This window comes from Moraxella sp. I5G (assembly GCF_055193055.1).
On record NZ_JBUXLH010000004.1, the window covers coordinates 86803 to 109517 of the forward strand.

Here is a 22715-nt window from a genome sequence, read left to right on the forward strand (position 1 = left end):
AACCTTTTAAGGAGTAATCTCATGAAAAAAACCGCCACCGTCATCGCCACCGTCATCGCCGCCGGCCTGCTGCTGGCAGCCTGCACCGCCACGCAAAACACCGCTGAAAACAGCCCCGCCGCCCAAAGCACACAAAATCCCGCTTGGGACAAACAGTATGGCGGAGCGGACAAAGCCTACGATAGCCGCCTGCTCGCCCTGCGCGAGCAAATCGCCCCGCGTTTTGAAGTGCTGACCTTCAAAGACCCGCAAACGGGTAAAGAAATGCAGTACAACCTCTACACGCCGAAAAACCTCGAACCCGGCCGCAAATACCCGCTGGTGATGTTCATCGCTGATGCCAGCACCGCAGGCAAAGGCGTGAAAGCCCCGCTGATGCAGGGCTACGGCGGCATTATTTGGGCGACCGACGAAGCGCAGGCGAAACACCCCGCGTTCGTCCTCGTGCCGTCCTACACCGAAACGGCAGTCAACGACCAATGGCAAACCTCAGACGAAGTCGGCATGACCCTGCGCCTCGTCAAAAGCCTGATGACCCAAAAACCGATCGACCCCGACCGCGTTTACACCACAGGCCAATCCATGGGCGGCATGATTTCCTTCTATCTCAACAGCATCGAGCCGAACTTCTTCGCCGCTTCCATGTTCGTCGGCAGCCAATGGGACATCAACGTCTTGAAACCGCTAACGCGGGCAAAATTCATCTACACCGTTTCCGCCGCCGACCCGAAGGCATCGGCAGGTATGGCGCAAGTCGGCGAAATGCTGCAACAAAACAAAGTCGCCTACGCCGAAACCGAGTTCTCCGCCAAATTGCCGCAGGCGGAACAAGACGCAAAAGTCCAACAAATGCTCGCCCAAGGCAAACGCATCAACTTCATCCGCTTCATGCCGAATACGGTGATTCCAGAAAACAGCACCCACAAAGGCGCGGAGCATATGTATTCGTTTGATTACGCCTATTTGCTCGAACCCGCCCGCGATTGGCTGATGCAGCAGCGACGCGGAAAGTAAAGGATTTAATCACCGTTATTTAAGCAAAGGTCGTCTGAGATTCAATTTCAGACGACCTTTGTTTTTACAACACAAACCATCAATCAGGTTTTGGGCTCACTTTTTATCCTATCTAACCTGCAATAAATTCCCTCAAAAACTCATCAATCCGTTTATTCAAAAAAATCATGCGCTCTTCATTGAAATAAACTTTTGCTTTTTCTCTGTCGACCGTTGCTTTTAAGCTGTTTAGCCTACCCAAATCCAAATTCTCTCGGGTGTATTTCCTTGCCAGCATTGCGCGGAGTAAATCGCCGTCCAAGCTTAAATTTTGGATAACTTTCTCTACTTTATCGTTGGCATCTTTTTGTTTGTAATCAGTAATGTAGTCGCTCAATGCCAAACTCGGGTCAAGCTCAATATCACCTGATTGCACATCGTGTAAAAACAGCTCGGCAAATTTTTGGTCTTCCTTGGAAAGCGTGGCAAAAGAATGATGCAATTCTTCAAGCGCTGCTGCTTTTTCCTCGCCGCCGATGGTTTTAAGCCATTTTTCAAAGCGGGCATTCATATAATTTTGATCAATTTTATCGGTTTCGATTTCGTTGATGTGCGAACGCAAATCAAACGGCACATCATCGCTACCGCCACCATTGCCTGAACTTTCTTTAAACAAATCTTTATAACGAGCCAGCAGTTTATCGTAGGTTTCTTGATCGAAATTGAGTGTGGCAGTGATCACGCTGTCGTCTTCCTGTACCACGTCATAGCTTAATTTTTCCCAAGAAAAGCCCAAGAGCCGAGCAGCTTGTAAGTGCTCATTGATCTGATTGAATAGTTTGACAAACTTTGCGCATGAGGTTGTATCATCAGGATTTTTTGAAAAATCTTCTAATCCTGCCCATTTGAAAATATCGGCAATATCGGCAAAGCAGACATTCATTTTGTCGATAACCTTATCTAAATTATCGACAAACAGCCCCATAGGACGGTCGCCCGAATAAAGTTTGACGGCTCGCTCAATATTGCGTTGCATCGTATGCGGCTTGCGGTAATAGCGGATTAATCCAAAAGGCTTATCGGTTTTATCGCATAAGCGGTTAGTACGGGAAAACGCCTGAATCAAGTTGGCGTAATCCAAAATTTTGTCTAAATAGAGCGTATTGAGCCATTTGCTGTCGAAGCCCGTCAGCATCTGATCGACCACAATCAACAAATCCAGCTGCTCGTCGTGCTTGATTCTCTTATACGCATTGATATGCGACAACCTATCCGACAAATCCGTTTTAAATCGGTAATAAGTGGCATAGCCGAAGCTTGTGCCGAACTGGGCGTTGTAATCTTTCAAAATTTCGGCAATCCATATTTCCTTGTCGTTGCCTTGCCCATCGTTAAGAATATTTGGATCGAAAAGGGTGGTCAGTTTCGGCAAGGATTTTTTAGCTTCCTCAGAATTTCCGACTTCCTCAGCAATTCTGATTTTCTCAGCAATTCTGGCTTTAATTAAGCGATAATAATTGACCGCTTCGGGAATAGAGCTGGTGGCAAAAATGGCATGATATTTTTTGCCTTGACTGAGGCGTCGCCAATTATCCAGCATGTCGTCGATCACCGCATTCACATGTTCCGGCGTTTGATATTGCACATTGGGTATATAATCTTCAATGCCTTTTTGATATTTGCCGTCTGAAGTATATTCTCCCGCCATCGGCACATCATTCATAAATTGATTGTAGATTTTTTTCTTTTGGTCATCGGCAAATACTTCGCTTTCATCTGCTGCTTTAGCTTCTTGCAAAGCGACAGATCTGCGTAAATCGCTGTCTTTAAAGGTGCGGATATGGAAGGGGTGAAAGCCCAACACATTTTCATCGCGAATGCCGTCTGCAATCGAATATCGGTGCAATTCATTACCGAAAACCGTGGCAGTGGTTGAATTTTTCTTAGCGTTTTCTTCTTCAATCGGCGTGCCGGTAAAGCCGAAGAAAAGCGCATTGGGGAAGGTGTGCTTAATGGTGAGCAACATATCGCCAAAAGTGGTGCGGTGGGCTTCATCAATGATAAACACCAGCCGTTTGCCACTGATTTGCTCGATATCAGCCTCATTTACCCCTTCTTCTGCCTTGATATTACTCATTTTTTGAATGGAAGTAACGATTAAGCGGTCGCGGTCTTGTTTGCTTTTCAGCTTGGCGAGCAAAATGGCGGTGTTTTCCGTTGCCTGTACATCATCTTTACTATCGGCAAAATTCTGATATTCCTCCAACGATTGCTTGCCCAGCTCAATACGGTCGAGCAAGAAAATCACCTTATCCGCATCTTTGCGGCGGCTGATTAACTGCGCCGATTTAAAACTCGACATCGTTTTGCCCGAGCCTGTGGTATGCCAAATATAGCCGCCGCGCTGATTGCCCGAAGTCCAATCTGTTTTTGCCACCGTGTCGGCAATTTTGTTGACCGCATAATACTGATAGCTGCGTAATACTTTCAGCTGCTCGTCTTTCGCATCGGCAATGGTGTAATCGCCGATAAATTGGTGCGCCATCGGAATCGAGAGGAAATGCGTTGCCACCTTATCCCAATCGTTCATATACACATTATTGAAATCCGCCCAACGGAAATAAAACGCCGGATTTAATGGACCGCTGGTATTGGCAAAATAGCGGCATTCTTCCGGCGTCATCGCCACAAACACCTGCACCAGGCTAAAAATACCCGAAAACGCGCCTGTCTCATGGTATCGCTCAATTTGATAGGTCGCTTGACTGATGTTGCCCTCTCCTGAGCGTTTCAACTCAATATGGAACATCGGCATCCCATTAATTAACAACATCAAATCGCCACGCTGCTTAGGGTATAAATCCGAACGAGGAGTAAATTGGGGCTGCTGGGCAATTTGATAGCGGCTTTTGCCGGCAGAAATTTCCTCACGGTCGAAAATATCCAGCGACACTTCTTTGCCGAAATGACGGCTTGCCTTATGTTCACGCTTGATTGCCACTGTTTTGCCGTTGATAAAACCGTTTAGCGCATAAGGCGTTTTCAATGCCTGCACCTGCTCCAAAATCTGGTTCATTTCCGAGCGAAGCAACGGCACATCGAGCTTGTCGATATGTTGGTTGGTTTTATTCAAATGCGCCTGCCAGTTGGCAATCAAGTCTTCTTCGGTAGGATAGCGCAACACTTCCTTTTCCCAGCTTTTGGTGGCCAGCAGGGCAATCAGTGCGTTTTCAAAATCAGCTTCTTTATTAAACATTCTTTTTCTCCGTAAGGGCGCTACTACAATTTTTCAGACGGCCTCAATCATGGGCAGGAACACTGCCCTATACCAACATTGCCGCCAATAGCCCTTTTTTGAGTTGGTTTAATTTTTCGACTTCTGCCGACTGTAAGGCAATGGTTTCGTCTAATTGGCGGAAGAAATTACCGATGGCGGTTTGTTCTTTAAGGTTTGGGAAGTAAGTATTGTAATTTTCCATCTGTTTTATGCTAATATTAGGCTGAGCACCAGCTCCCCAATTCTCCATCAAATAAGTCAAAAATTCTTCTTTTTGCAACAATGAGCCAATAAAATCGTTATTTGAATTTTCATTTTGACGAAATAACCCAACACGTTGATTGATATATGCTTCATGACGAACTTGTCCAATTTTTCCAGTTGTTGCTCCTGACATCGCAATTAAATAATCATTTTTGTTTGCTTTAAATTTTTCTAGATTCTCATCTTCACCAAAATAAACAAAATCACCGCCGATTGAGCCATTAGGTAATATATTTGAAATACGAATTATGGCCATATTTCCAGAACCAAATTCTGCACTTTTAAAAGCATATCCCCCTACAATTTCTACCACCTCACCCAACTTCCTAGATTCCCACTCCCCCTCAAACCCTTTAAAGCGGATTTTCGGTATTTTTTCACCGTTTGCGGGGAACATTTTTGCCAGCATTGCCTTTTTAAGCTGACGGCTTTTTTCCAACACCGCACGGCTCTCGGTGATTTGGCTGTCTAAACGACGGAAAAACAAACCGAGGTGGGTTTGTTCAGGGAGGGAAGGTAAAGTGATTTCCCTGCTTTTCCAGTCTTCAACATTGAAAACCATTTTTTCAATATCTACACCGTAAGAGCTTAATAAAAACTTGCGGTACATACTTGGCGTTCGAGAAACAAGCGTAAGAAATTCTGTTCTTACATCGTTATTACTGACAACAACCAAATATTCATTCGATACAATTGCATTATCTAACTCAGAAGGAATAATGCCATTGGCACCATGAATAATCTGACGCTTGGAAATTAAATAATCGTTCGTTTTTAATTGGCTATAATTTTTAACTAAAATATCTTTCCCAAATAAATATCCACGAGAAACGACACCTTCGTTGCGGCGTTTTACGGTAACAAGCTGGTATTTTTCGCTATCTTCTAAATAAATAGAACGGCGTACTTCACTCAATATCTCGCCGATTTTTTCTCTTCCCACGCCCCTGAAAACACTTTAAACCGCAAACGTGGCTCTTGTTGCTTATTCATTTTGCCCCCTTAGCCTTTCAAAATCGCTTGCCATGCGGCAATGCCCTGCAAGTCAAACTCGCTGCCGGTGAGTTCGTCCATCATTTGTGCCAGTGCGGCGGCGCTTTCTTGTTTACGCTCGCTGATATGCTGATAGGTGTCGGCATATTTGTCGCAAAGTGCGGTCAGTTTTTGGCTGAATTGCGCCAGCATGTTTTCAGGTAGCCTGCACATCGCCGCATTGAGCGGAACAAACCATTTTTGGCGGAGCAAATCGAGAGCCTCGGCATCATTCAGGGATTCAATGGCGGCTTTGGTTTTGCTGTGAAGCTCGGCGGATAGGGTTTTGAGTTCCGCCTTGAGCGTTTTTTCTTCGGCAAGCAGCTTATAGGCAGCCTGCAATTTTGCGCCCAGGCTTTCTTCGGCAAAAATGTGTTTGTCGATGGCTTTGCTTAAGTCGGCTTTTTTGGCAATCGCTACGCCGTCGGCTTCCAATTCCTGTTGCAAGGCTTTGGGAATTTCGGCATTGATAAAGCCGTCGCCTTCTTCATTGACGGCAGGGCAGGCTTTTTCTTCTTCGCTCAGGTTTTCCAAAATGCTTTGCATTTCGGCGGCGATTTCTGCCAAGCGGCTTTCTTTGGCTTTCAGGTCTGCCAATTTCTGCGGCAATTTGACTGTTTGCACCAATTCAAACGGCAGAATATGCCCCACCCAGCCGTCTTGTACTTCGGCTTCTTTTTTGGTTTTGCTGTCTTTTTTCAGCACCATAAAAGGATCAACCTGCTTAATTGCCTGTTTGCCTTCGGTTTGAATCATCTCCAAATCGGCGGCAATGCCTGCCGCATCGGCACGCCATAGGTCATCGAGTTTTTGATAGGCGGTATAAAAATCCAATAAGGGCATTGCCTGCACTTTTTGGCGGATGAGTTCGGCAAGCTGCTGCTGGGTTTGGGAGATGTTGAGCGTTTCCATCGGCTCAATCAGCAGGGTTTCCAAGCAAGCGGTGAAATCGGCAAAGTTTTCTGCAAATTGTGTTTGGTAATTCAGCACGCCGGCGTGGCTTTGCATGGCAGCTTTGAGATTGTCGGTTTTCGGCTGCACATAAGGGGTTCCGTTATCGGTAAACAAAGCAGCCTGCAAGCCGTTAAAGGCTGCCCAATAGTCTGCAAACTGTGCCAGCTCGGCTTTGGGAATGCCGCCGTGCATGGTGGCGAAAATATCCCATTGCTCCACCGGCTCGGCAGAATCGACATAACGCGGAATGTTGAGGTTGTAGCCGTTTGCCACGATTTCGGCTTTCGGCACAATGCGGGAGAATTTAGGCAATTCCCGGCGATGGGTCACGCAATCGACAATGCGCTTGATATCGCTTGCCTGCAAATGGTTGTTTTTGCCTACTTTGATGAAATGTTTGGAGGCATCAATCATCAACACGTCGTTACGTTCGCGCTCTTGGCGTAAAACGATGATGATGGTGGGAATGCCGGTGCCGAAAAAGATATTGGCAGGTAGCCCGATAATGGCATCGATATGATTGTATTCAATCAGATTTTTACGGATTTTCTCTTCTTCACCTCCCCTAAAAAGCACGCCATGCGGCAAGACGATGGTCATGATACCGTTGGGTTTTAAGTGGAATAGGTCGTGTAATAAAAAGGCAAAATCGGCTTTTGCTTGCGGGGCGATGCCAAAGCGTTTGTAGCGTACGTCATTTTCTTTGTCTTTTGGATTCCACGGCTGGGAATAAGGCGGATTGGACACCACGGCATCCAGATAAAGCGGCTCGCCTTCCAGCGGCCAATCGTCTTCCAAAGTGTCGGCATTGCGGGTGAAAATATTGCTCGGCAAAATGCCGCGCATCACCAGATTCATGCGCGTGAGGTTGAAGGTGTTTTCTTTTAATTCCTGCGCGTAATATTTGATGCTGTCGGCGCTTTTGAGATGTTTGGCAACGCTATGGCCGATGTTAATCAGCAATGAACCCGAACCGCTGGTCGGGTCGTAAATGCTGATTTCTTCACGGTCTTTCAGATGATCGGCAATGATTTCAGACATCAGCAACGAGACTTCGTGCGGCGTATAGAATTCGCCCGCTTTTTTGCCTGCATTAGCGGCAAACATACCGATGAGATACTCGTAAATAAAGCCCAATACGTCATAGCCTTGTTTGCCGTCCATCGGAATATCGGCAATCAGCACGAAAAGGTCTTTCACCGCATTGGTTTGGCTGGCGGCGGTATCGCCCAATTTGCTCAAGCCCGATTCTAGGGTTTTAAAAATACCGTCAAAAACAGCGGTGTAATTGTCAGCAATATTGCGACTGAAAGCGCTCATTGCCGTGCGAACATGGGCAATATTGAAATCCGAGCCTTGGGCTAACCAAGTTGAAAACAGATGTTCGTAGCTGATGAAATAGCCGAGATTTTCTTTAATATAATCAATCAACTCACCCGTTTCGGTAAGCTGCTCGGCAAAATCTGATTTTTCTAACCCTTGTTCAAGGACAAATTTCTCCAGTTTGTCGGACAAAAATTTGTAGAAGATAAAGCCTAAAATGTAATCTTTGTATTCGTTCGCTTCGATTTTGGAACGCATTTTATTTGCCGACTGCCAGATTTTGGCAGCAAGTTGTTGTTTGTTCATTTTTATCTCTCTTTGGTTCTATATTGCGGTATTCATAATTGCCAAGTATAACCTTGGTTATAATAAACTATAAATAGCGTATTTTCATAATTTTATTGTAAAGAGGTCGTCTGAAATCCCAAAAGCAGCCTTACACTTTTCAGACGGCCTCAATAGGCAAGCTAGACTGACCAAACCCAACATTCTTAATCACTTGACAGTTTTATTGGCCCCTGCCGGAATCTACGTTTACAGATTCCAATCCGCTATACTATAGGCTTTTCCTTAACACACACTTCACAATATGAGTACCAAAAAATTTCCCGTTCCCCTCAGCTATTTCAGTATGCCGTTGGGACTTTTCGCGCTCGGTTTGTCTTGGCGTTACGGCGCGCATATCGGGCTTTTGCCAAATTGGGTTGCGGAAACGCTGTTAGCCGCCGCCTTTGTGCTTTGGCTGCTGCTGGTCATTGCCTACATCATCAAAATCCGTTTTTTCCGCCCCGAATTTTTGCAGGATTTGCAGGATTTGGTGCAATGCTGTTTCATCAGCGCGATTCCGATTACCACGATGCTGGCAGGTTTGGCAGCCTTACCCTACCAAACGCTACTGGCAAAAGGGTTGATTTTTCTGGGAACGGCGGGACAGTTGGCATTTGCCATGTACCGCGCAGGCGGCTTGTGGCGCGGCGTCCATACCCTTGATGCCACCACGCCGATTGTTTACCTGCCCACCGTTGCCACCAATTTTGTCAGCGCGACCGCAATGGCGGTATTGGGTTGGTCGGATTACGCCTGGCTGTTTTTGGGCGCGGGTCTGTTCTCATGGCTTAGCTTGGAAGCCGCCATATTAAGCCGTTTGCGCACCGGCACACCCGTCAACGCCCCTGTACGCGGTATTGTCGGCATTCAGCTTGCGCCCGCTTTTGTCGGCTGCGGTGCCTATTTCGCTGCATCAGGCGGACACATCGATACCTTCTCGCTGCTTTTAATCGGCTACGGCTGCCTGCAATTCCTGCTACTGCTGCGCCTTCTGCCTTGGATGCTGGAGCAAGGATTCAGCCCCAGCTTTTGGGGTTTCTCGTTCGGTTTGGCTGCAATGACGGGCTGCGGCTTCCATTTGATCGCCGAACAACGTTTACTGTTTTTAGGCTATTTCCTCGCCACCGCAGGCTCCGGCTTGGTGATGTTACTGTTGCTGGCAACTTTGAATTTAGCGAGACAGGGACGGTTGTTGGTGAAATGAAAAATCGTGCGGCTTAAAGGCGTGATAAAACGGACATGGTCTCAGGTCGTCTGAAAATACGGTCGCAACATCTAGAGTTCTTTGGATTCTACTGAATGGTCTCAGGCTGAAACTTAAAATCAGCCCGCACTTTTGATCAAGGTGCAGGCTGCTTTTGGCGTTTCAGGCTGCCGCACGATAAATTCCACCGCCTTCTGCACGTGGATTTCGGTGCTGTCGAGCAGGGGGACAGGGGTGTCGCCCTGTTGCACGAGCAGGCCGATTTCGGTGCAGCCGAGGATGACGGCTTGTGCGCCGCGTTCGGCCAAGGCGGCGATGGCGTTCAGGTAGCGGCGTTTGCTGTCTTCGCGGATTTGGCCGGTGCACAGTTCGTCAAAAATGATGCGGTGGATTTCGGCCTGTTCGGCTTCGTCGGGGACGAGGGTGCGGATGCCGCGTTCGGCCAGCCCGTCGGTGTAGAAGCCGTCCTGCATGGTGAAGCGCGTGCCGAGCAGCCCGACGGTGGTGCTGCCCTGCACCCGCGCGGCTTGGGCGACGGCGTCGAGAATGTGCAGGAAGGGAACGCTGACGGCGGCGGCAATGGGGGCGGCGACTTTGTGCATGGTGTTGGTGGCCAGCAGGATGCCTTGCGCACCGGCGTTTTGCAGGGTGCGGGCGGATTGGGCGAGGAGGTCGCCGGCCTGCTGCCAATCGCCGCTTTTTTGGCAGTTGGCAATGTGCTGGAATTCGACGCTGTGCAGCAGCAGGGGCGCGCTGTGATTGCCGCCTTTGATTTGGTTGACGCGGCGGTTGATGTGCAGGTAATAGGCGGCGGTGCTTTCGGGCGACATGCCACCAATGATGCCGAGTGTGTTCATGGGGGGTCCTTTGGATGTGGGCGGGTGCAGGCTGCTTTTATTCCAAGCCCATCTGTTTCGCGAGTTCCACATCCAATGCCTGCGATTTGGCAAAGGCAGGACGTGCCGCGTTGCATTTCATAAACGCGCCCAATTCGCTGTCCATATCCAGCACCTGCGCCCGCATAATGCCCCATGCAATCAGGCCGCTCAAATACACGTCCAGTGCGGTGAAATGGTTGCCCAGCGCGTATTCTTTGCCGCGCAGGAATGCGGTCAGCGTGGCGACGACTTCGTCAAAACTGCCGTAGCCGATGCTGCGTTTGCGTTCCAGTGTTTCGGGAATGCCGTGCCATTTGTCCATAAAGGCGTATTCGGCGTGCATGGCGAACATCAGCCAACGGTAAAACTCGCCGCGTTCTGCGGTGCCGACGGCGGGAATCAGGTTTTTCTCTGGGAAGAGTTCCGCCAGAAAAACCACCAGCGCGGCGGTTTCGGTGATCACCGCGTCGCCATATTTCACCGCAGGCAGTTTACCCATGGGATTGACGGCGAGAAAGTCGGCGGATTTGGTGCCGTTTTCGCCGTAAGGCACGGGGACAACTTCATAATCCGCACCGCATTCTTCCAGCAGCCAGCGGATAATCCGGCCGCGCGAATTGGGGTTGGTATAAAGTGTGATTTTTTTCATTTCATAAACTCCTGATTAAATTGCGAAACAGATGTGCAGGTTGCCTGAACTTATTCCACGATGCCGAAGATGTCTTCTTCGCGCATCACCAGCAGTTCCACGCCGTCGGCTTTCACAGTTTGGCCGCTGTATTTGCCGAAAATCACTTTGTCGCCCACTTTCACGTCCAAAGCGCGGCGGCTACCGTCTTTGCCGATTTTGCCCGCACCACGGCAATGACTTCGCCCATGTCGGGTTTTTCGGTGGCGGAAGGTGCAAGGATGATACCAGATGGGATTTTTCTTCAGTTTCCAGACCTTCGATACTACACGATTGTATAATAAACATATCTTATAGAATGTCTCAAAAATAAAATTAACAAAAAAGTATAGTAACACACTGTATGGCTACTAGATAAGGATGGTCTGCGCACAGTTCAAGACAGGTAGCGCATTTTTTGTTATTGGAAGATAGATATCTAAAATAAAAAGAAATTTTGAATTGTAGACTACTTTTATTGAATAGGTAAAGCAACCTATACAATCCAAAATTCCTTAGTGCGTTTTCTCAATCCACGACAGCTGTATAGACCCACCCTTGTCATTTCAGGATGCTAAGTATCAATACCTTGCCTGCTGCACCACGCACAATATCAATGGTGTTGCCATCCTGTACGCTGACAAAATCACCAACTCCATGAAAGCCGCCATCAATGAAACCAAACATCGCTGTGAAAAACAGATGAAATTCAATGAAGAGCACGGCATCGTACTGCAGCAGATTAAAAAACAAATCAAAGATATCAAGACGGCGTGTACCACGAAGAAGACGTGATTAAGAAATCGCCAAACTCGAAAAAGCCATGCAGTAGGCGGCTAGGGATTTGCAGTTTGAAGAGGTGGCTTTGTTAAGGGGTAGGATTCTAAGATTAAGGAAGGGTTGTTGTTTGGAGTGAATAATTTTGTTAGAATGTTTTGAATAAATTTCACTTTATATTTTAGAATTACAGGTTTTTGATTCATGAAAACAATTTTACAAAAATGCACAAGGTCTGATTTTGAATATTTATCAGAGGTTCTAGATAGTTATATTTCATTTACTAATGATGAAAAACGAAAGTCATTATTAGAAATGAAAACAATGCAAGATAGAGAAGAATTGATTGATTTAATAGACAAACAAATAAGATATTATGGATCTTCTGATATCATGTATCTCTTACGTTCTATTTTCTCAGATAATGGAGCTGTATCAGCAGAAGAGATAATTTTAGATGTGGCTGATAAATTAAAGGTTAAAATTAAAGTTGGTAGCTCGGTAGAAAAATCATTAGAAACAATAGCTAAAAGTGTTGTCGAAAGAGAGCTTTTAAGCAAAACACCTGAAGAGTTATATGGATACTTCAAAAAAATTGGTGTAGGAGATACAGACAATAAAGCTATTATTGAATTTATGAAAAAAATGGGACAGTCACTATATTACCTATATTGACGCAAATTTTAGGACCAAAAGTTACTTTCTCTATTCTTCAATCTATTCTTATTACAGTTATTTCATCAATGATTGGTCGAGAAGCAGCAAAAAAATAGTTCAAGAATTGCTAAAGCGTAATCCATGGTTACAAACGCTTGGTCCTGTTATGTGGGTTATTTCTGGTACATGGTTAGCTTTTGATTTGCAGGGGCCAGCTTTTAGAAAAACTGTTCCAATTTGTTTGTATTTAGGTATTGTTTCTTTAAGAGATGGCGAGGAAAACGAATAGCTAATGTAGTTTTATCAGATACTTGCCCACCATTGCAATCCATTGCCCGTCATGCTCAAAACGTTGGATTTACAACCTAACCTACATGATACTCAAGCCATAAGGGATGTAAGGTTGTCTGAAAAAACAATTTAAAATTTTGACAAGTTTGGACTGTATTCTTACTAGCTGCGTACGTTGTCCGCCACACACGCTACCTTCAGGTGGCATAAACCTGAAAATCAACACGTAAGCATTTTATAAAGTACTGTTTTAATTTATTGACGCTTTTATTTTGAAAAACGAGCAAAAAAACAGTAAACCTTTGTGATTTACTGTTTTAAAATTGTTCTATTTAGTTAGTTAGGAAAAATCTTATGTTTTACGGTCTTTACGACTCATGTATTCGTTATATCACAACAACATTATTGTTATAGTAGTAAATAAATAAAGCAAGTGCAGGGTTATATAACGTAGCCGCACACGCGGTCGGTAGTTTTTTATAGCATTTACTCCCCCAAACTCATTACCACTGTTTCTTTTGTGCCACCCCAATCTAACGGCAGCCATCCATCCCGCACATAACGGTGAAACGACGAAAATGCCCAATCACGGACATTGCCGCACAATCCATGTTTGACGGGATTGAAATGGATGTAGTCTGCGCAACGTTGCAAATCGATTTCGTCGCGCACGGTGTGTTCGTAAAAACGCCGTTGACAAATACCACGTTCGTTCCGCCGCTGTTTGCTGGTGGAAAGGTTTTCAGCACGAGGGAAATGTGCGGAGAATTTGGTTTTAATCAGTCGCCAGCACAGGGAATAATCCGCATCATTGGGCGGCAGCGTCCAAATGGCGTGGATATGGTTCGGCAGCACGCATACGGCGACGGTTTCAAAGGGATATTGTTTTTGCACATCCATATAGGCCGTACGCAATAAGTCGATATGTTCGACAAGCAGGCACGATTTCGGGTTGACGAGTTTGACGGTGAAAAAGAATGTGCCGCCGGCAATGAAGTTTCTGCGATAACGCGCCATAGGATTTTTGTTTGTGGTTTGGGTGTTGGAGAAGGAATGGTTTGTTGTTTAAGGTTTTAACTTTGTTGAAGCTGATGTTTTCAGACGGCATTGGAGGCCGTCTGAAAGCGCTAGCTTCAGCGAAGTTAAAAGTTGAAACGGCAAACCGTCAATCAAGCAACCGCGTGCGTGCGTACCGCACACACCCTACACGTTGGTTTTGAAGTTCCGCGTAATTCACAGGTAGGGTGTGTGGCGTAGCCACACACGCGGTCGGTTGGATATGCAGGCTACGGCTTGCTACGCTTGCTAATTACCTAAATTCGCAATAGTTCCTCTAGCTTTTTCTAGAAGATTCGCTATTCTTTCAGAAAGCTCCCCCCAATGAGGAGATATTGAATCTACTTCATGCTGCAATATCATTAATCTATCAATTATTTCAATGCTTTTTTTAACCTTTAAGTCATCAGGTAGTGAGTCATTCGCAACCATATTAAAAAAATCTTCTTCTAATCTTGAAAATTGCCTTCTAATTGTCTGCTTGTTAAAGAATGTAGTGTTATTTTTGGGAAATGTTATAAGTTCAACATTGTTATTTTTTTCAGGCTCAAGAATTCTTGTTAAATTCTGCATTTGCCGACGTAATGACCGCATTTCTGTTTGAATGACATCAAATGCTAAACTATCTTTATCATCTTTTAAGTCTGGCAACTGTGCTGGCGTACTTAATGATAGAAGTTTAACAATAGAATTTATATGGCTATCCCTAGGATTACTACCTAATGTTTCCGTAATGGCATGTGATAATTCTTTTTGAGTTTTTAATACCTCATGGTATTTCATATCCTTGGAATACTGCAAATACCGTAATCCACTAATATCAAAGATTGGTGGCGTACCTATTTCTTGTATCAGAACAACTGGCTTATCGAATGCCTGTCATATCCCAAGCTCAAACAACACATTTGGATTTCTTGTACTTAAATCACATATTGCAATTGGGGCATCAATTAACTTCTTTAAAATATCAAGCTGAATCAGGTTGGATGCTTTTACTTCATCAGCTCTACACGCATTAAATCCTGCTTGTTGGCAAGCTGGAACAATAATATCCTGATATACATGACTAAAATGACCTTTTGGATGCGAGTCCACATCCGAAATAGGCATAATTGCAAAACAATTTTTTATTTCTTCGTTTTGTTTAATACTATTCTTCGTCATCACTTGATCCTTCTTTATATTGTAAGAAAAATTAAAATATATATTTCAAGTATTTGCCAGTATAACTGGTTTCCATCTTCGCCACTTCCTCGGGGCTACCTGAAGCGATAATTTTACCACCACCATCGCCGCCTTCCGGTCCTAAATCCACAATCCAATCCGCAGTTTTAATCACGTCAAGATTATGCTCGATAATCACAATCGAGTTGCCTTTGCCTTTCAGACGACCTATTACTTCCAGCAGCAGGGCGATGTCGGCGAAGTGCAGGCCGGTGGTGGGTTCGTCGAGAATGTAGAGTGTTCTACCAGGTTTTAACTGGTAGTTGATCAAAACGTCAGAAATTTACAAGCAATAATTGTGCCTATATTCGGCTTTCCCCATCTGCATTTTTACAATTTTACTGACCGCCTAACCAACCTCCATTTTCAATCTTTGTTTAAAAGATGAATACAGAATAAGCATTGGTATTTTATCATAACTTTTTATATTTAAATTTAATTTTTTTCTAAAATTGAATCAATTTATACTAAAAAAATAAAATAGAAGAATATTTTTTCTCTTCTAAACTATCATAAGCTAAATTTTTGTGATAATTCTTAATTAAAAATAAAAGATGAATGTTTAAACCTGATGTATTTTATTTTTTCAAACCAAAAACTCATTAAAATTCAATAATATAATTATATGACACATAAGAAATTAGCGGTGTATCATTTACCATACAGCTGCTTATATCGATTTACAAAACCGTATCTTAATATAGCATTTAAAAATAAATACCAAATTTATTGAATGACCAAAAACCAATTTTTATCTGTCTTTTTTTATTTTTAATCAAAAAATTTGTTATAATAATACAATAGTATTATCAGAAATCTATCTCATGAAATCCGTTCTCTTTAATCAAACTGCCAAAAATATTCATAACATTTACTGCATTGGCAGAAATTATGTTGAACACATTGCTGAACTTAACAATCAAATTCCTGATGAACCTTTAGTGTTTTTAAAACCCAATGCCAGTTTAACCACAAAAAATCACATCACCCTACCCGATTTTTCAGACAACATCCATTATGAAACTGAAATGGTGCTTTTGATGGGTGATGATAAAAATATACTTGGAGTCGGCGCGGGACTGGATTTGACAGCAAGAGACATTCAAGATAACGCTAAAGCTAAAGGATTGCCATGGCTCAAAGCCAAAGGTTTTAAAAACGCCTGTTGGGTATCCCCTTTTTTGTCTTATCAAGAAAAAAATTATGAGCTGTATTTAGCAATTAACAATCATATTTGCCAAAACGATAGTACGTCGAAAATGATTCATTCTGCTGAAAATTTAGTGAATTACTTAGATGATATTTATGGGCTTTGCGCTGGTGATTTGATTTTTACAGGCACACCCAAAGGCGTGGGAAAATTATATTCTGGCGATAATTTAACCATCAAAATAGACGAACGCACTTACCAAATCACCGTTGGGTAACTATATTTTTGCGAGTGCATAATCTTTCACCAAAGACTTTTAGAGCTTTTTTTGTTACAATGGGCGAATTTCGTATTCTATAATCTTATGGGGCTATTATGAATATTTTAGTACTGGGTGTTGGTGGTCGTGAACATGCATTAGCTTGGGCATGTGCCAAGGATGACAAAGTGGCAACTGTTTTTGTTGCCAACGGCAATGCAGGCACCGCCAAAGAACACAAACTAAAAAATATAAATTTGGATACCAATAATCACGATGCTATTATCCAATTTTGCCAAGAAAATCATATTGCCTTTGTGCTGGTAGGTCCCGAAGCCCCATTGGTGGCTGGCGTGGTAGATAACTTAAAAAAAGCAGGAATTAAGGCATGGGGACCCAGCAAATATTGCGCACAACTTGAGGGTTCAAAAGCCTTTGCTAAAGAATTTATGCAAAAAACCGGAATTCCAACTGCATTTTATCAAGTCTTTACCCAAGCCAATCAAGCCAAAACCTTTATTCGTGAAAAAGGCACCCCAATTGTTATCAAAGCCGATGGGCTTGCTGCTGGCAAAGGTGTGGTGGTTGCGATGAACGAACAAGAAGCCTTTGATGCTATTGATGATATGTTATCAGGTAACAAGTTTGGTCAGGCAGGTAGTCGGGTGGTTATTGAGGAGTTTTTAGCTGGTGAAGAAGCCTCGTTTATTTGTATGATTGATGGCGATAACATTTTACCTATGGCAACCAGTCAAGACCATAAACGTATTTTTGAAGGCGATACAGGTGCCAACACTGGCGGCATGGGCGCGTACTCGCCTGCACCTGTGGTAACAGACAGCGTTCACCAAAAGGTTATGGAGCGCGTTATCAAACCTGTGGTGCGCGCAATGAAAGACAACGGCACACCCTATACAGGATTTTTGTATGCGGGGCTGATGATTGATGAACAAGGCGACCCCTTTGTTATCGAATTTAACTGCCGTTTTGGAGACCCTGAAACCCAACCAATTATGATGCGCCTTGAAAGCTCACTGACCGATTTAATCTTAGCAGGACTTGATGGCAAATTACCCAAAAAAGCCAATTGGAATGATAAAATGGCGTTAGGCGTCGTTTTAGCAAGCCAAGGCTATCCAGAGACCAGTTCAAAAGGTGATGTCATCACAGGTTTGGATAGCGATTTTGAACAAAACATTAAAGTTTTCCATGCTGGCACCAAACAAAACGGGGAACATATTGTCACGGATGGCGGTCGAGTTTTATGTGTAACCTGTCTTGCAAACACCATCAAAGACGCTCAAACACAAGCATTAGAAGCCATTAGAAAAATCCATTTTGATGGTATGCAATATCGTCGCGATATTGGCTGGCGTGCCATTGACCGATAATATGATTAATTTTTAATCTTAATTAAAAAAATTTAACCGATATGGAAAATTCTAATGGAAATTCTATATCGGTTTGTTATTATAAGCAAAATTAAATTATTAATGTAATTACAAATCATGACCAAACCGACAAGTCCTCTAAACAGCCTAACAACTTCCGCATTAAAGCGGCATTTATCCATTGCCAAAACAGGTTTGACCATTGGTACAAATTGGGCAAAACATAGTGTTGGCGGCTTATTTTTAAACGCCGAAGATAAACAGCGTCATAAAAATGATATGATAGCCAAACAATCGGCTTATTTAGTCAATGAACTTGGTAAATTAAAAGGGTCAGTGGTCAAAGTTGGGCAAATGCTGGCTTTATATGGCGAACATATGCTTCCAAAAGAGATGGTGGATGCTCTGCATACCTTGGATGATAATACCACTCCTTTGGCATGGCACGTTATTTATGAAGCCATTAAAACAGAACTTGGCGAAAAAATAGATGATTTTGAAATTGAACGCAGCCCAATTGGCACAGCAAGTCTTGCTCAAGTACATAAGGCTATACACAAATACACAGGTAAATCCGTTGTTCTAAAAGTACAGTACCCAAATGTGGCGGGGGCAATTGATGCCGATTTATCTTTATTTAAAAAAATATTAAAAGCCACCAATTTTTTTCCACAAACTAAAGCTCTTGATGAGTGGTTTGATGAAGTTCGTGATTTGCTGCATCGTGAGGTGGATTATTGCATGGAGGCTCAAACCACTAAACGCTTTGCTCGTTATTTGGCAAACAACCCAGACTATATTGTGCCAACGATTTATGACAATTACAGTACTCCCCGACTTATTTGCATGAGCTTTGAAGAAGGAATTCATCTAAATAACCAGCGACTGACGGATTTGTCAAACGCGCGAAAAAATCGTCTTGGACAACTGGCAATGGATATTGTGATTCAAGAAATTTTTGTTTGGGGAGAAATGCAAACAGACCCTAATTTTGGCAACTATCTTGTTAGACTTGATGAGGATGGTCATGACAAGCTAGTACTGCTGGATTTTGGAGCAATTAAACAGTTTGATGAGCATTTACTTACCATCGCTAAAGGTTTACTAAGCGCAGGTTATCATCAAGACATCCATCAAATGAAAATTGCTATGACAGGTTATCCATTTTTTGATGATTTAACCAATACCGCCAAAACCGATATGGCAAACGTATTTTTGCAGGCGTGCGAACCATTTGCCAATCCAGACTTACTTGGTAATTCTGAGCTTTTAGAAAATCGCGCTTACATTTGGTCAAAAAGCAATCTGTATGAACGTGTTATGACATCCGCCAAACAAGGCATGCAATCATTTGAATTTATGCTACCTCCCAAAGAAATGATGTTTATTAGTCGTAAATTTATTGGTGCATACGCTCTACTTTGTGCTTTAGACGCCAAAACAGATGCCAATATGCTCATTGCCCCTTATATTTGATATTCAAAAACATTGCTACTTGGTTTAATACGATGATACACCCCCAAACAAAACTCCATTTTATTTTATTTTTTGGACTGTTATTAATTTGCTTGATGACTTCATCGGTGGCCTGGGCAATTGATAAAGAACGTTTGGTTATTGATGCTCGCAGTCAAATTGGCAAAACTGTCAGTTATGACCCTGCTTATACCCAGCTTAGTTACCCGATGGGCGATGTGCCAATCAATAAAGGGGTTTGCACAGACGTCGTGATTCGGGCTTTGCGTCATCAAGATATGGATTTACAAAAACTCATCCATGAAGACATGAAACAAAATTTTTCGGCTTATCCCAAAAAATGGGGGCTAAAATCTCCAGACAAAAATATTGACCATCGCCGTGTTCCTAACATTGCCACTTATTTTAAGCGTAAAGGCTATCAAGTCAAAGATGGTGTTTATAAATCGGGTGATATTGTCACTTGGGATTTGGGCTCTGGACTTGTACATATTGGCATCGTATCAGATAAAAAAAGCCAAAGCCGAGTGCCACTGATTATTCACAACATCGGTTCTGGTACAAAAGAAGAAAATATTTTATATAAATTTAAAATCACAGGACACTATCGCATTCCCCAAAATCACCACCATGATTAGGTGATTGAACAAATTTTTGTTATAATTGATTTTTTGTAATGAGAATTTGTATGGGATTTAATTGTGGTATTGTTGGCTTGCCAAATGTTGGCAAATCCACCTTATTTAATGCATTAACCAAAGCAGGTATTGCGGCAGAAAACTTTCCTTTTTGCACCAAGGACCCCAATACAGGCATCGTGCCTGTACCCGACCCGCGTTTAAAAGAATTGGCAAAGATTGTTAATCCAGAACGCGTAATTCCCACTAGCATGGAATTTGTAGATATTGCAGGACTTGTTGCAGGTGCATCCAAAGGTGAAGGAATGGGCAACCAGTTTCTTGCCAATATCCGTGAAACTGATGCCATCGCCCATGTAGTTCGCTGTTTTGACGATGATAACGTGATTCATGTGGATGGACGAGTCAATCCTTTATCTGATATTGAAACTATCAATACTGAGCTTGCACTTGCTGACCTTGAAGCGGTAACGCGCGCTATCACCAATTTGAGCAAAAAGGCCAAAGGTGGTGATAAAGATGCTCAAGCATGCCTAAATGTGTTTCAAAAAATTGAACCGTTTTTGGCGGACGGTAAACCTGCTCGTATGGCAAACTTAGACAATGATGAGAAAAAAATCATTAAAAGTTATGGTCTTATCACGTTAAAACCCGTCATGTACATCGCTAATGTTGCTGAAGATGGCTTTGAAAACAATCCACATTTAGATGCAGTTACCGAATTTGCCAAAGCTGATAATGCTATCGTTGTGCCACTATGCAATCAAATTGAGGCAGAAATCGCTCAACTTGACGAAGATGAAAAAGCAGAATTTTTAGAAGGCATGGGCATGAATGAAGCAGGTCTTGACCGCGTGATTCGTGCAGGTTATGAATTGTTAAATTTACAAACCTATTTTACCGCTGGCGTCAAAGAAGTGCGTGCTTGGACAGTGCGTGTTGGAGCAACCGCTCCAGAAGCAGCTGGGGTGATTCACACCGATTTTGAACGCGGATTTATTCGTGCTGAGGTTATCGCTTATAATGACTTTATTGAGTATGGCGGCGAAAAAGGAGCGGCGGCAGCTGGCAAATCTCGCTTAGAAGGCAAAACTTATATTGTTGCAGATGGCGATGTTATGCATTTTCGGTTTAACGTATAACTTAACGCAACGGCCAAATAATAAAAGCCAAACATTATCAGGTTTGGCTTTTATATTTTATTTGTCTTCTGTTTTATTTAATGTTATTGCTGCATTTTTTGACAAAGCTCCACATTAACTGCTACAAACTGCTCCCAAGATAATTTATCTTTTAAATGAGTCTTGTAATAATTTTCCACCTGACAAATCAGTGGTCTATTTTCGTAGATTTGGCATAAGTTTGTATCTTCATCCAAATACTGACACACACCATCCCCACGACTTAAATAGGCGGTCAAAGAGCTATCTCCAACACGTCGACAACACTGCCCGCAAGCAGTGCAAGGAAAAGGGGTTGGTAAATTATTAAAATTCAATTTCTTTAACACGGTCATTTTTTAAATCCAACATTAAGTTTTGCATGTCTTTTAATGGCGAAGATTGCACCACGCCCAAAATACCACTTATGGCCAAATTTATTGTTTCGATGTTGTTGTTTTCCAAACCTTTGTCTAAAGTATTAAAAAAACCATCAATCACTGTCCGTCTTTCAGCAAAACAATGGTGCAAATACTGACTTAATAACTCTTTTTGACTACGAATCTCTTCAAGGCGTATATCACGCCATGAATTGATTGTTGCACGTTTGGTTTGTTCTTGCTCAGATATCAACAAATAGTTTTGATAACTATCCATCAGCTTATCCACTGCGGATATAATTGCATTTTGAGAACCAATTGACGATTGAATCGTGTCATTTGCTTTAATTAAAATACCTTTCATAATCCATCTCAAACATAAAGTTTATCATTTAGCCAATCTTATCACTCAGGTAAAATTCAAATATCCTGAACATTTATGTTTAATGCCCGGAACAGGCGAACCATCTTTTTCCATAATAGGTGTATTAATGATTGTTTTGATGGCTTTGCCAATCGATAACATTGTTATCAAATTTGGGTCATCATAGCTGGCAACCTTTACACTCTCAAATTTTTCTACCAAAATTGATAAAGTCTTACTAATCTCTCTGGCATTTTCCTGCAACCCTTTTAATGATTCCTCAATTAAATCAAATTGTGCAACCGCCTCGTCAATTTCAGCAGAATACTCATGGGCTTGAGTTAAGGCTTCTTCAGCTTTGCCCGCCATCACAAACCCCGCTACTGCCAGTGCAGGGCCTGCAACAATACCGCCAAGTGCCAACATGCCGCCTGTCATACCAAACCCACCGGCTGCCAAAGAACCGCCGCCTAACCAAGCTAAAGTTGCGTTTGTTGCTGCAGCACCCGACAATGAAGCAATGGCTGTACCTGTTGATGCTGTTGCCACCAGTGGTATCGTACCATAAACGCCAAATCCTACCAATGCGCCTGTAATTGTTCCTTGCAACAGTCCTGATTCTAATTCTAGTGATTGTTGCGTCATAACCTCCATTTCTTTGAGGTCATCAACATCAATCACACTTTGAAAATCTTTTAAATAGCTTTTGGTTTTTTTGCTTTGGTTTAGCACCGAAACGACATGAGCAATTTGATTTGCACCAATCTCCATCTTTAAACGCCCAAGCGCTTCTAATTCGTCATTAGTTTCATCGCGCACTTCATCAAGTTGTCTTCTTTTTCTTTTATAAAGACGTTCAGCACGCTCACCGATATCTTGTGCTTTTGACTGATTGCCAATCGCTTCAAGCCCTTTAACTACGCCAGTTGCCCCTAATGCTGCTGCCGCTCCCCCATAATAATACTGGAATTGC

Annotated in this window: 21 protein-coding genes and 2 pseudogenes; 9 read left to right on the forward strand and 14 right to left on the reverse strand. The window is 43.1% G+C overall.

Annotated features, from left to right (window positions below; translation table 11 throughout):
• Positions 1-21 precede the first annotated feature (21 nt).
• On the forward strand, positions 22-1014 hold the full coding sequence (locus ACZBKJ_RS03445; protein WP_463199531.1) for a carboxylesterase family protein: 993 nt from the start codon (positions 22-24) through the stop codon (positions 1012-1014).
• Positions 1015-1126: 112 nt separating this feature from the next.
• Here ACZBKJ_RS03445 and ACZBKJ_RS03450 read toward each other — a convergent pair whose 3' ends face one another.
• The 3 genes from ACZBKJ_RS03450 to ACZBKJ_RS03460 all read right to left on the reverse strand — a co-directional run bounded on the left by ACZBKJ_RS03450 (position 1127) and on the right by ACZBKJ_RS03460 (position 8149).
• On the reverse strand, positions 1127-4249 hold the full coding sequence (locus ACZBKJ_RS03450; RefSeq protein WP_463199532.1) for a type I restriction endonuclease subunit R: 3123 nt from the start codon (positions 4247-4249) through the stop codon (positions 1127-1129).
• Between the two features lie 67 nt (positions 4250-4316).
• The gene (locus ACZBKJ_RS03455) at positions 4317-5450 is read right to left on the reverse strand and encodes a restriction endonuclease subunit S (protein WP_463199533.1); all 1134 of its coding nucleotides are present in this window, start codon (positions 5448-5450) and stop codon (positions 4317-4319) included.
• 86 nt (positions 5451-5536) lie between these two features.
• Positions 5537-8149, reverse strand: coding sequence for a type I restriction-modification system subunit M (locus ACZBKJ_RS03460; protein WP_463199534.1), 2613 nt, complete (start codon positions 8147-8149; stop codon positions 5537-5539).
• Positions 8150-8432: 283 nt separating this feature from the next.
• Between ACZBKJ_RS03460 and tehA the strand changes: the two genes are divergently transcribed.
• Positions 8433-9374, forward strand: a complete 942-nt coding sequence (tehA, locus tag ACZBKJ_RS03465; RefSeq protein ID WP_463199535.1) for a dicarboxylate transporter/tellurite-resistance protein TehA — start codon at positions 8433-8435, stop codon at positions 9372-9374.
• Positions 9375-9493: 119 nt separating this feature from the next.
• Here the strand turns inward: tehA and ACZBKJ_RS03470 are convergent, their stop codons facing one another.
• The 4 genes and pseudogenes from ACZBKJ_RS03470 to ACZBKJ_RS03485 form a co-directional block, all read right to left on the reverse strand.
• Positions 9494-10231 carry an aspartate/glutamate racemase family protein gene (locus tag ACZBKJ_RS03470; protein WP_463199536.1) on the reverse strand — a complete coding sequence of 246 codons (738 nt, stop codon included), beginning with the start codon at positions 10229-10231 and terminating at the stop codon, positions 9494-9496.
• 37 nt (positions 10232-10268) lie between these two features.
• Positions 10269-10901: a glutathione S-transferase family protein gene (locus tag ACZBKJ_RS03475; RefSeq protein ID WP_463199537.1), complete on the reverse strand. Its 633-nt coding sequence runs from the start codon at positions 10899-10901 to the stop codon at positions 10269-10271.
• A gap of 50 nt (positions 10902-10951) precedes the next feature.
• Positions 10952-11178: pseudogene (locus ACZBKJ_RS03480) on the reverse strand (co-chaperone GroES).
• Between the two features lie 302 nt (positions 11179-11480).
• Entirely contained in the window at positions 11481-11642 is a 162-nt protein-coding gene (locus tag ACZBKJ_RS03485) for a hypothetical protein (protein WP_463199594.1), read from the reverse strand.
• On the opposite strand from ACZBKJ_RS03485, the gene ACZBKJ_RS03490 reads away from it, so the two are divergent.
• Both ACZBKJ_RS03490 and ACZBKJ_RS03495 read left to right on the forward strand, forming a co-directional pair.
• A complete protein-coding gene (locus ACZBKJ_RS03490; RefSeq protein WP_463199589.1) occupies positions 11577-11714 on the forward strand; it encodes a hypothetical protein in 138 nt (45 codons plus the stop codon). The genes ACZBKJ_RS03485 and ACZBKJ_RS03490 overlap by 66 nt on opposite strands.
• A 186-nt stretch (positions 11715-11900) precedes the next feature.
• Positions 11901-12371, forward strand: a complete 471-nt coding sequence (locus ACZBKJ_RS03495; RefSeq protein WP_463199538.1) for a hypothetical protein — start codon at positions 11901-11903, stop codon at positions 12369-12371.
• 759 nt (positions 12372-13130) lie between these two features.
• Here the strand turns inward: ACZBKJ_RS03495 and ACZBKJ_RS03500 are convergent.
• From ACZBKJ_RS03500 to ACZBKJ_RS03515, 4 genes and pseudogenes are all read right to left on the reverse strand, one after another.
• Complete coding sequence (locus ACZBKJ_RS03500; protein ID WP_463199539.1) at positions 13131-13661, reverse strand: REP-associated tyrosine transposase; 531 nt, start codon at positions 13659-13661, stop codon at positions 13131-13133.
• A 288-nt stretch (positions 13662-13949) separates the two neighbouring features.
• Positions 13950-14483, reverse strand: coding sequence for a hypothetical protein (locus tag ACZBKJ_RS03505; protein WP_463199540.1), 534 nt, complete (start codon positions 14481-14483; stop codon positions 13950-13952).
• A gap of 96 nt (positions 14484-14579) precedes the next feature.
• The gene (locus tag ACZBKJ_RS03510) at positions 14580-14864 is read right to left on the reverse strand and encodes a hypothetical protein (protein ID WP_463199541.1); all 285 of its coding nucleotides are present in this window, start codon (positions 14862-14864) and stop codon (positions 14580-14582) included.
• Positions 14865-14895: 31 nt separating this feature from the next.
• A pseudogene (locus ACZBKJ_RS03515) lies at positions 14896-15171 on the reverse strand (hypothetical protein); the annotation flags it as partial.
• Positions 15172-15748: 577 nt separating this feature from the next.
• On the opposite strand from ACZBKJ_RS03515, the gene ACZBKJ_RS03520 reads away from it, so the two are divergent.
• The 5 genes from ACZBKJ_RS03520 to ychF all read left to right on the forward strand — a co-directional run bounded on the left by ACZBKJ_RS03520 (position 15749) and on the right by ychF (position 20980).
• Positions 15749-16351 carry a fumarylacetoacetate hydrolase family protein gene (locus ACZBKJ_RS03520; protein WP_463199542.1) on the forward strand — a complete coding sequence of 201 codons (603 nt, stop codon included), beginning with the start codon at positions 15749-15751 and terminating at the stop codon, positions 16349-16351.
• A gap of 98 nt (positions 16352-16449) precedes the next feature.
• Complete coding sequence (purD, locus tag ACZBKJ_RS03525; RefSeq protein ID WP_463199543.1) at positions 16450-17724, forward strand: phosphoribosylamine--glycine ligase; 1275 nt, start codon at positions 16450-16452, stop codon at positions 17722-17724.
• Between the two features lie 117 nt (positions 17725-17841).
• A complete protein-coding gene (locus ACZBKJ_RS03530; RefSeq protein ID WP_463199544.1) occupies positions 17842-19200 on the forward strand; it encodes an ABC1 kinase family protein in 1359 nt (452 codons plus the stop codon).
• A gap of 95 nt (positions 19201-19295) precedes the next feature.
• Positions 19296-19838, forward strand: coding sequence for a DUF1287 domain-containing protein (locus tag ACZBKJ_RS03535; RefSeq protein ID WP_463199590.1), 543 nt, complete (start codon positions 19296-19298; stop codon positions 19836-19838).
• A gap of 50 nt (positions 19839-19888) precedes the next feature.
• Positions 19889-20980: a redox-regulated ATPase YchF gene (gene ychF, locus ACZBKJ_RS03540; RefSeq protein ID WP_463199545.1), complete on the forward strand. Its 1092-nt coding sequence runs from the start codon at positions 19889-19891 to the stop codon at positions 20978-20980.
• Positions 20981-21063: 83 nt separating this feature from the next.
• Here the strand turns inward: ychF and ACZBKJ_RS03545 are convergent, their stop codons facing one another.
• The 3 genes from ACZBKJ_RS03545 to ACZBKJ_RS03555 are packed head-to-tail and all read right to left on the reverse strand — an operon-like array spanning position 21064 to position 22561.
• Positions 21064-21354 (reverse strand): YkgJ family cysteine cluster protein, encoded by a 291-nt coding sequence (locus ACZBKJ_RS03545; RefSeq protein WP_463199546.1) that lies wholly within the window; start codon positions 21352-21354, stop codon positions 21064-21066.
• Positions 21326-21742, reverse strand: coding sequence for a hypothetical protein (locus ACZBKJ_RS03550; RefSeq protein ID WP_463199547.1), 417 nt, complete (start codon positions 21740-21742; stop codon positions 21326-21328). Before ACZBKJ_RS03550 ends, ACZBKJ_RS03545 begins: the two co-directional genes overlap by 29 nt.
• Positions 21743-21787: 45 nt before the next feature.
• On the reverse strand, positions 21788-22561 hold the full coding sequence (locus ACZBKJ_RS03555) for a hypothetical protein (protein WP_463199548.1): 774 nt from the start codon (positions 22559-22561) through the stop codon (positions 21788-21790).
• Between the last annotated feature and the right edge of the window lie 154 nt (positions 22562-22715).

Bases quoted from the DNA above. Each gene is read 5' to 3' on its own strand.
- ACZBKJ_RS03445 (WP_463199531.1), top strand. From the start codon at position 22: ATGAAAAAAACCGCCACCGTCATCGCCACCGTCATCGCCGCCGGCCTG.
- ACZBKJ_RS03450 (WP_463199532.1), bottom strand. From the start codon at position 4,249: ATGTTTAATAAAGAAGCTGATTTTGAAAACGCACTGATTGCCCTGCTG.
- ACZBKJ_RS03460 (WP_463199534.1), bottom strand. From the start codon at position 8,149: ATGAACAAACAACAACTTGCTGCCAAAATCTGGCAGTCGGCAAATAAA.
- tehA (WP_463199535.1), top strand. From the start codon at position 8,433: ATGAGTACCAAAAAATTTCCCGTTCCCCTCAGCTATTTCAGTATGCCG.
- ACZBKJ_RS03470 (WP_463199536.1), bottom strand. From the start codon at position 10,231: ATGAACACACTCGGCATCATTGGTGGCATGTCGCCCGAAAGCACCGCC.
- ACZBKJ_RS03475 (WP_463199537.1), bottom strand. From the start codon at position 10,901: ATGAAAAAAATCACACTTTATACCAACCCCAATTCGCGCGGCCGGATT.
- ACZBKJ_RS03490 (WP_463199589.1), top strand. From the start codon at position 11,577: ATGAAAGCCGCCATCAATGAAACCAAACATCGCTGTGAAAAACAGATG.
- ACZBKJ_RS03495 (WP_463199538.1), top strand. From the start codon at position 11,901: ATGAAAACAATTTTACAAAAATGCACAAGGTCTGATTTTGAATATTTA.
- ACZBKJ_RS03500 (WP_463199539.1), bottom strand. From the start codon at position 13,661: ATGGCGCGTTATCGCAGAAACTTCATTGCCGGCGGCACATTCTTTTTC.
- ACZBKJ_RS03505 (WP_463199540.1), bottom strand. From the start codon at position 14,483: ATGAAATACCATGAGGTATTAAAAACTCAAAAAGAATTATCACATGCC.
- ACZBKJ_RS03510 (WP_463199541.1), bottom strand. From the start codon at position 14,864: ATGACGAAGAATAGTATTAAACAAAACGAAGAAATAAAAAATTGTTTT.
- ACZBKJ_RS03520 (WP_463199542.1), top strand. From the start codon at position 15,749: ATGAAATCCGTTCTCTTTAATCAAACTGCCAAAAATATTCATAACATT.
- purD (WP_463199543.1), top strand. From the start codon at position 16,450: ATGAATATTTTAGTACTGGGTGTTGGTGGTCGTGAACATGCATTAGCT.
- ACZBKJ_RS03530 (WP_463199544.1), top strand. From the start codon at position 17,842: ATGACCAAACCGACAAGTCCTCTAAACAGCCTAACAACTTCCGCATTA.
- ACZBKJ_RS03535 (WP_463199590.1), top strand. From the start codon at position 19,296: ATGACTTCATCGGTGGCCTGGGCAATTGATAAAGAACGTTTGGTTATT.
- ychF (WP_463199545.1), top strand. From the start codon at position 19,889: ATGGGATTTAATTGTGGTATTGTTGGCTTGCCAAATGTTGGCAAATCC.
- ACZBKJ_RS03545 (WP_463199546.1), bottom strand. From the start codon at position 21,354: ATGACCGTGTTAAAGAAATTGAATTTTAATAATTTACCAACCCCTTTT.
- ACZBKJ_RS03550 (WP_463199547.1), bottom strand. From the start codon at position 21,742: ATGAAAGGTATTTTAATTAAAGCAAATGACACGATTCAATCGTCAATT.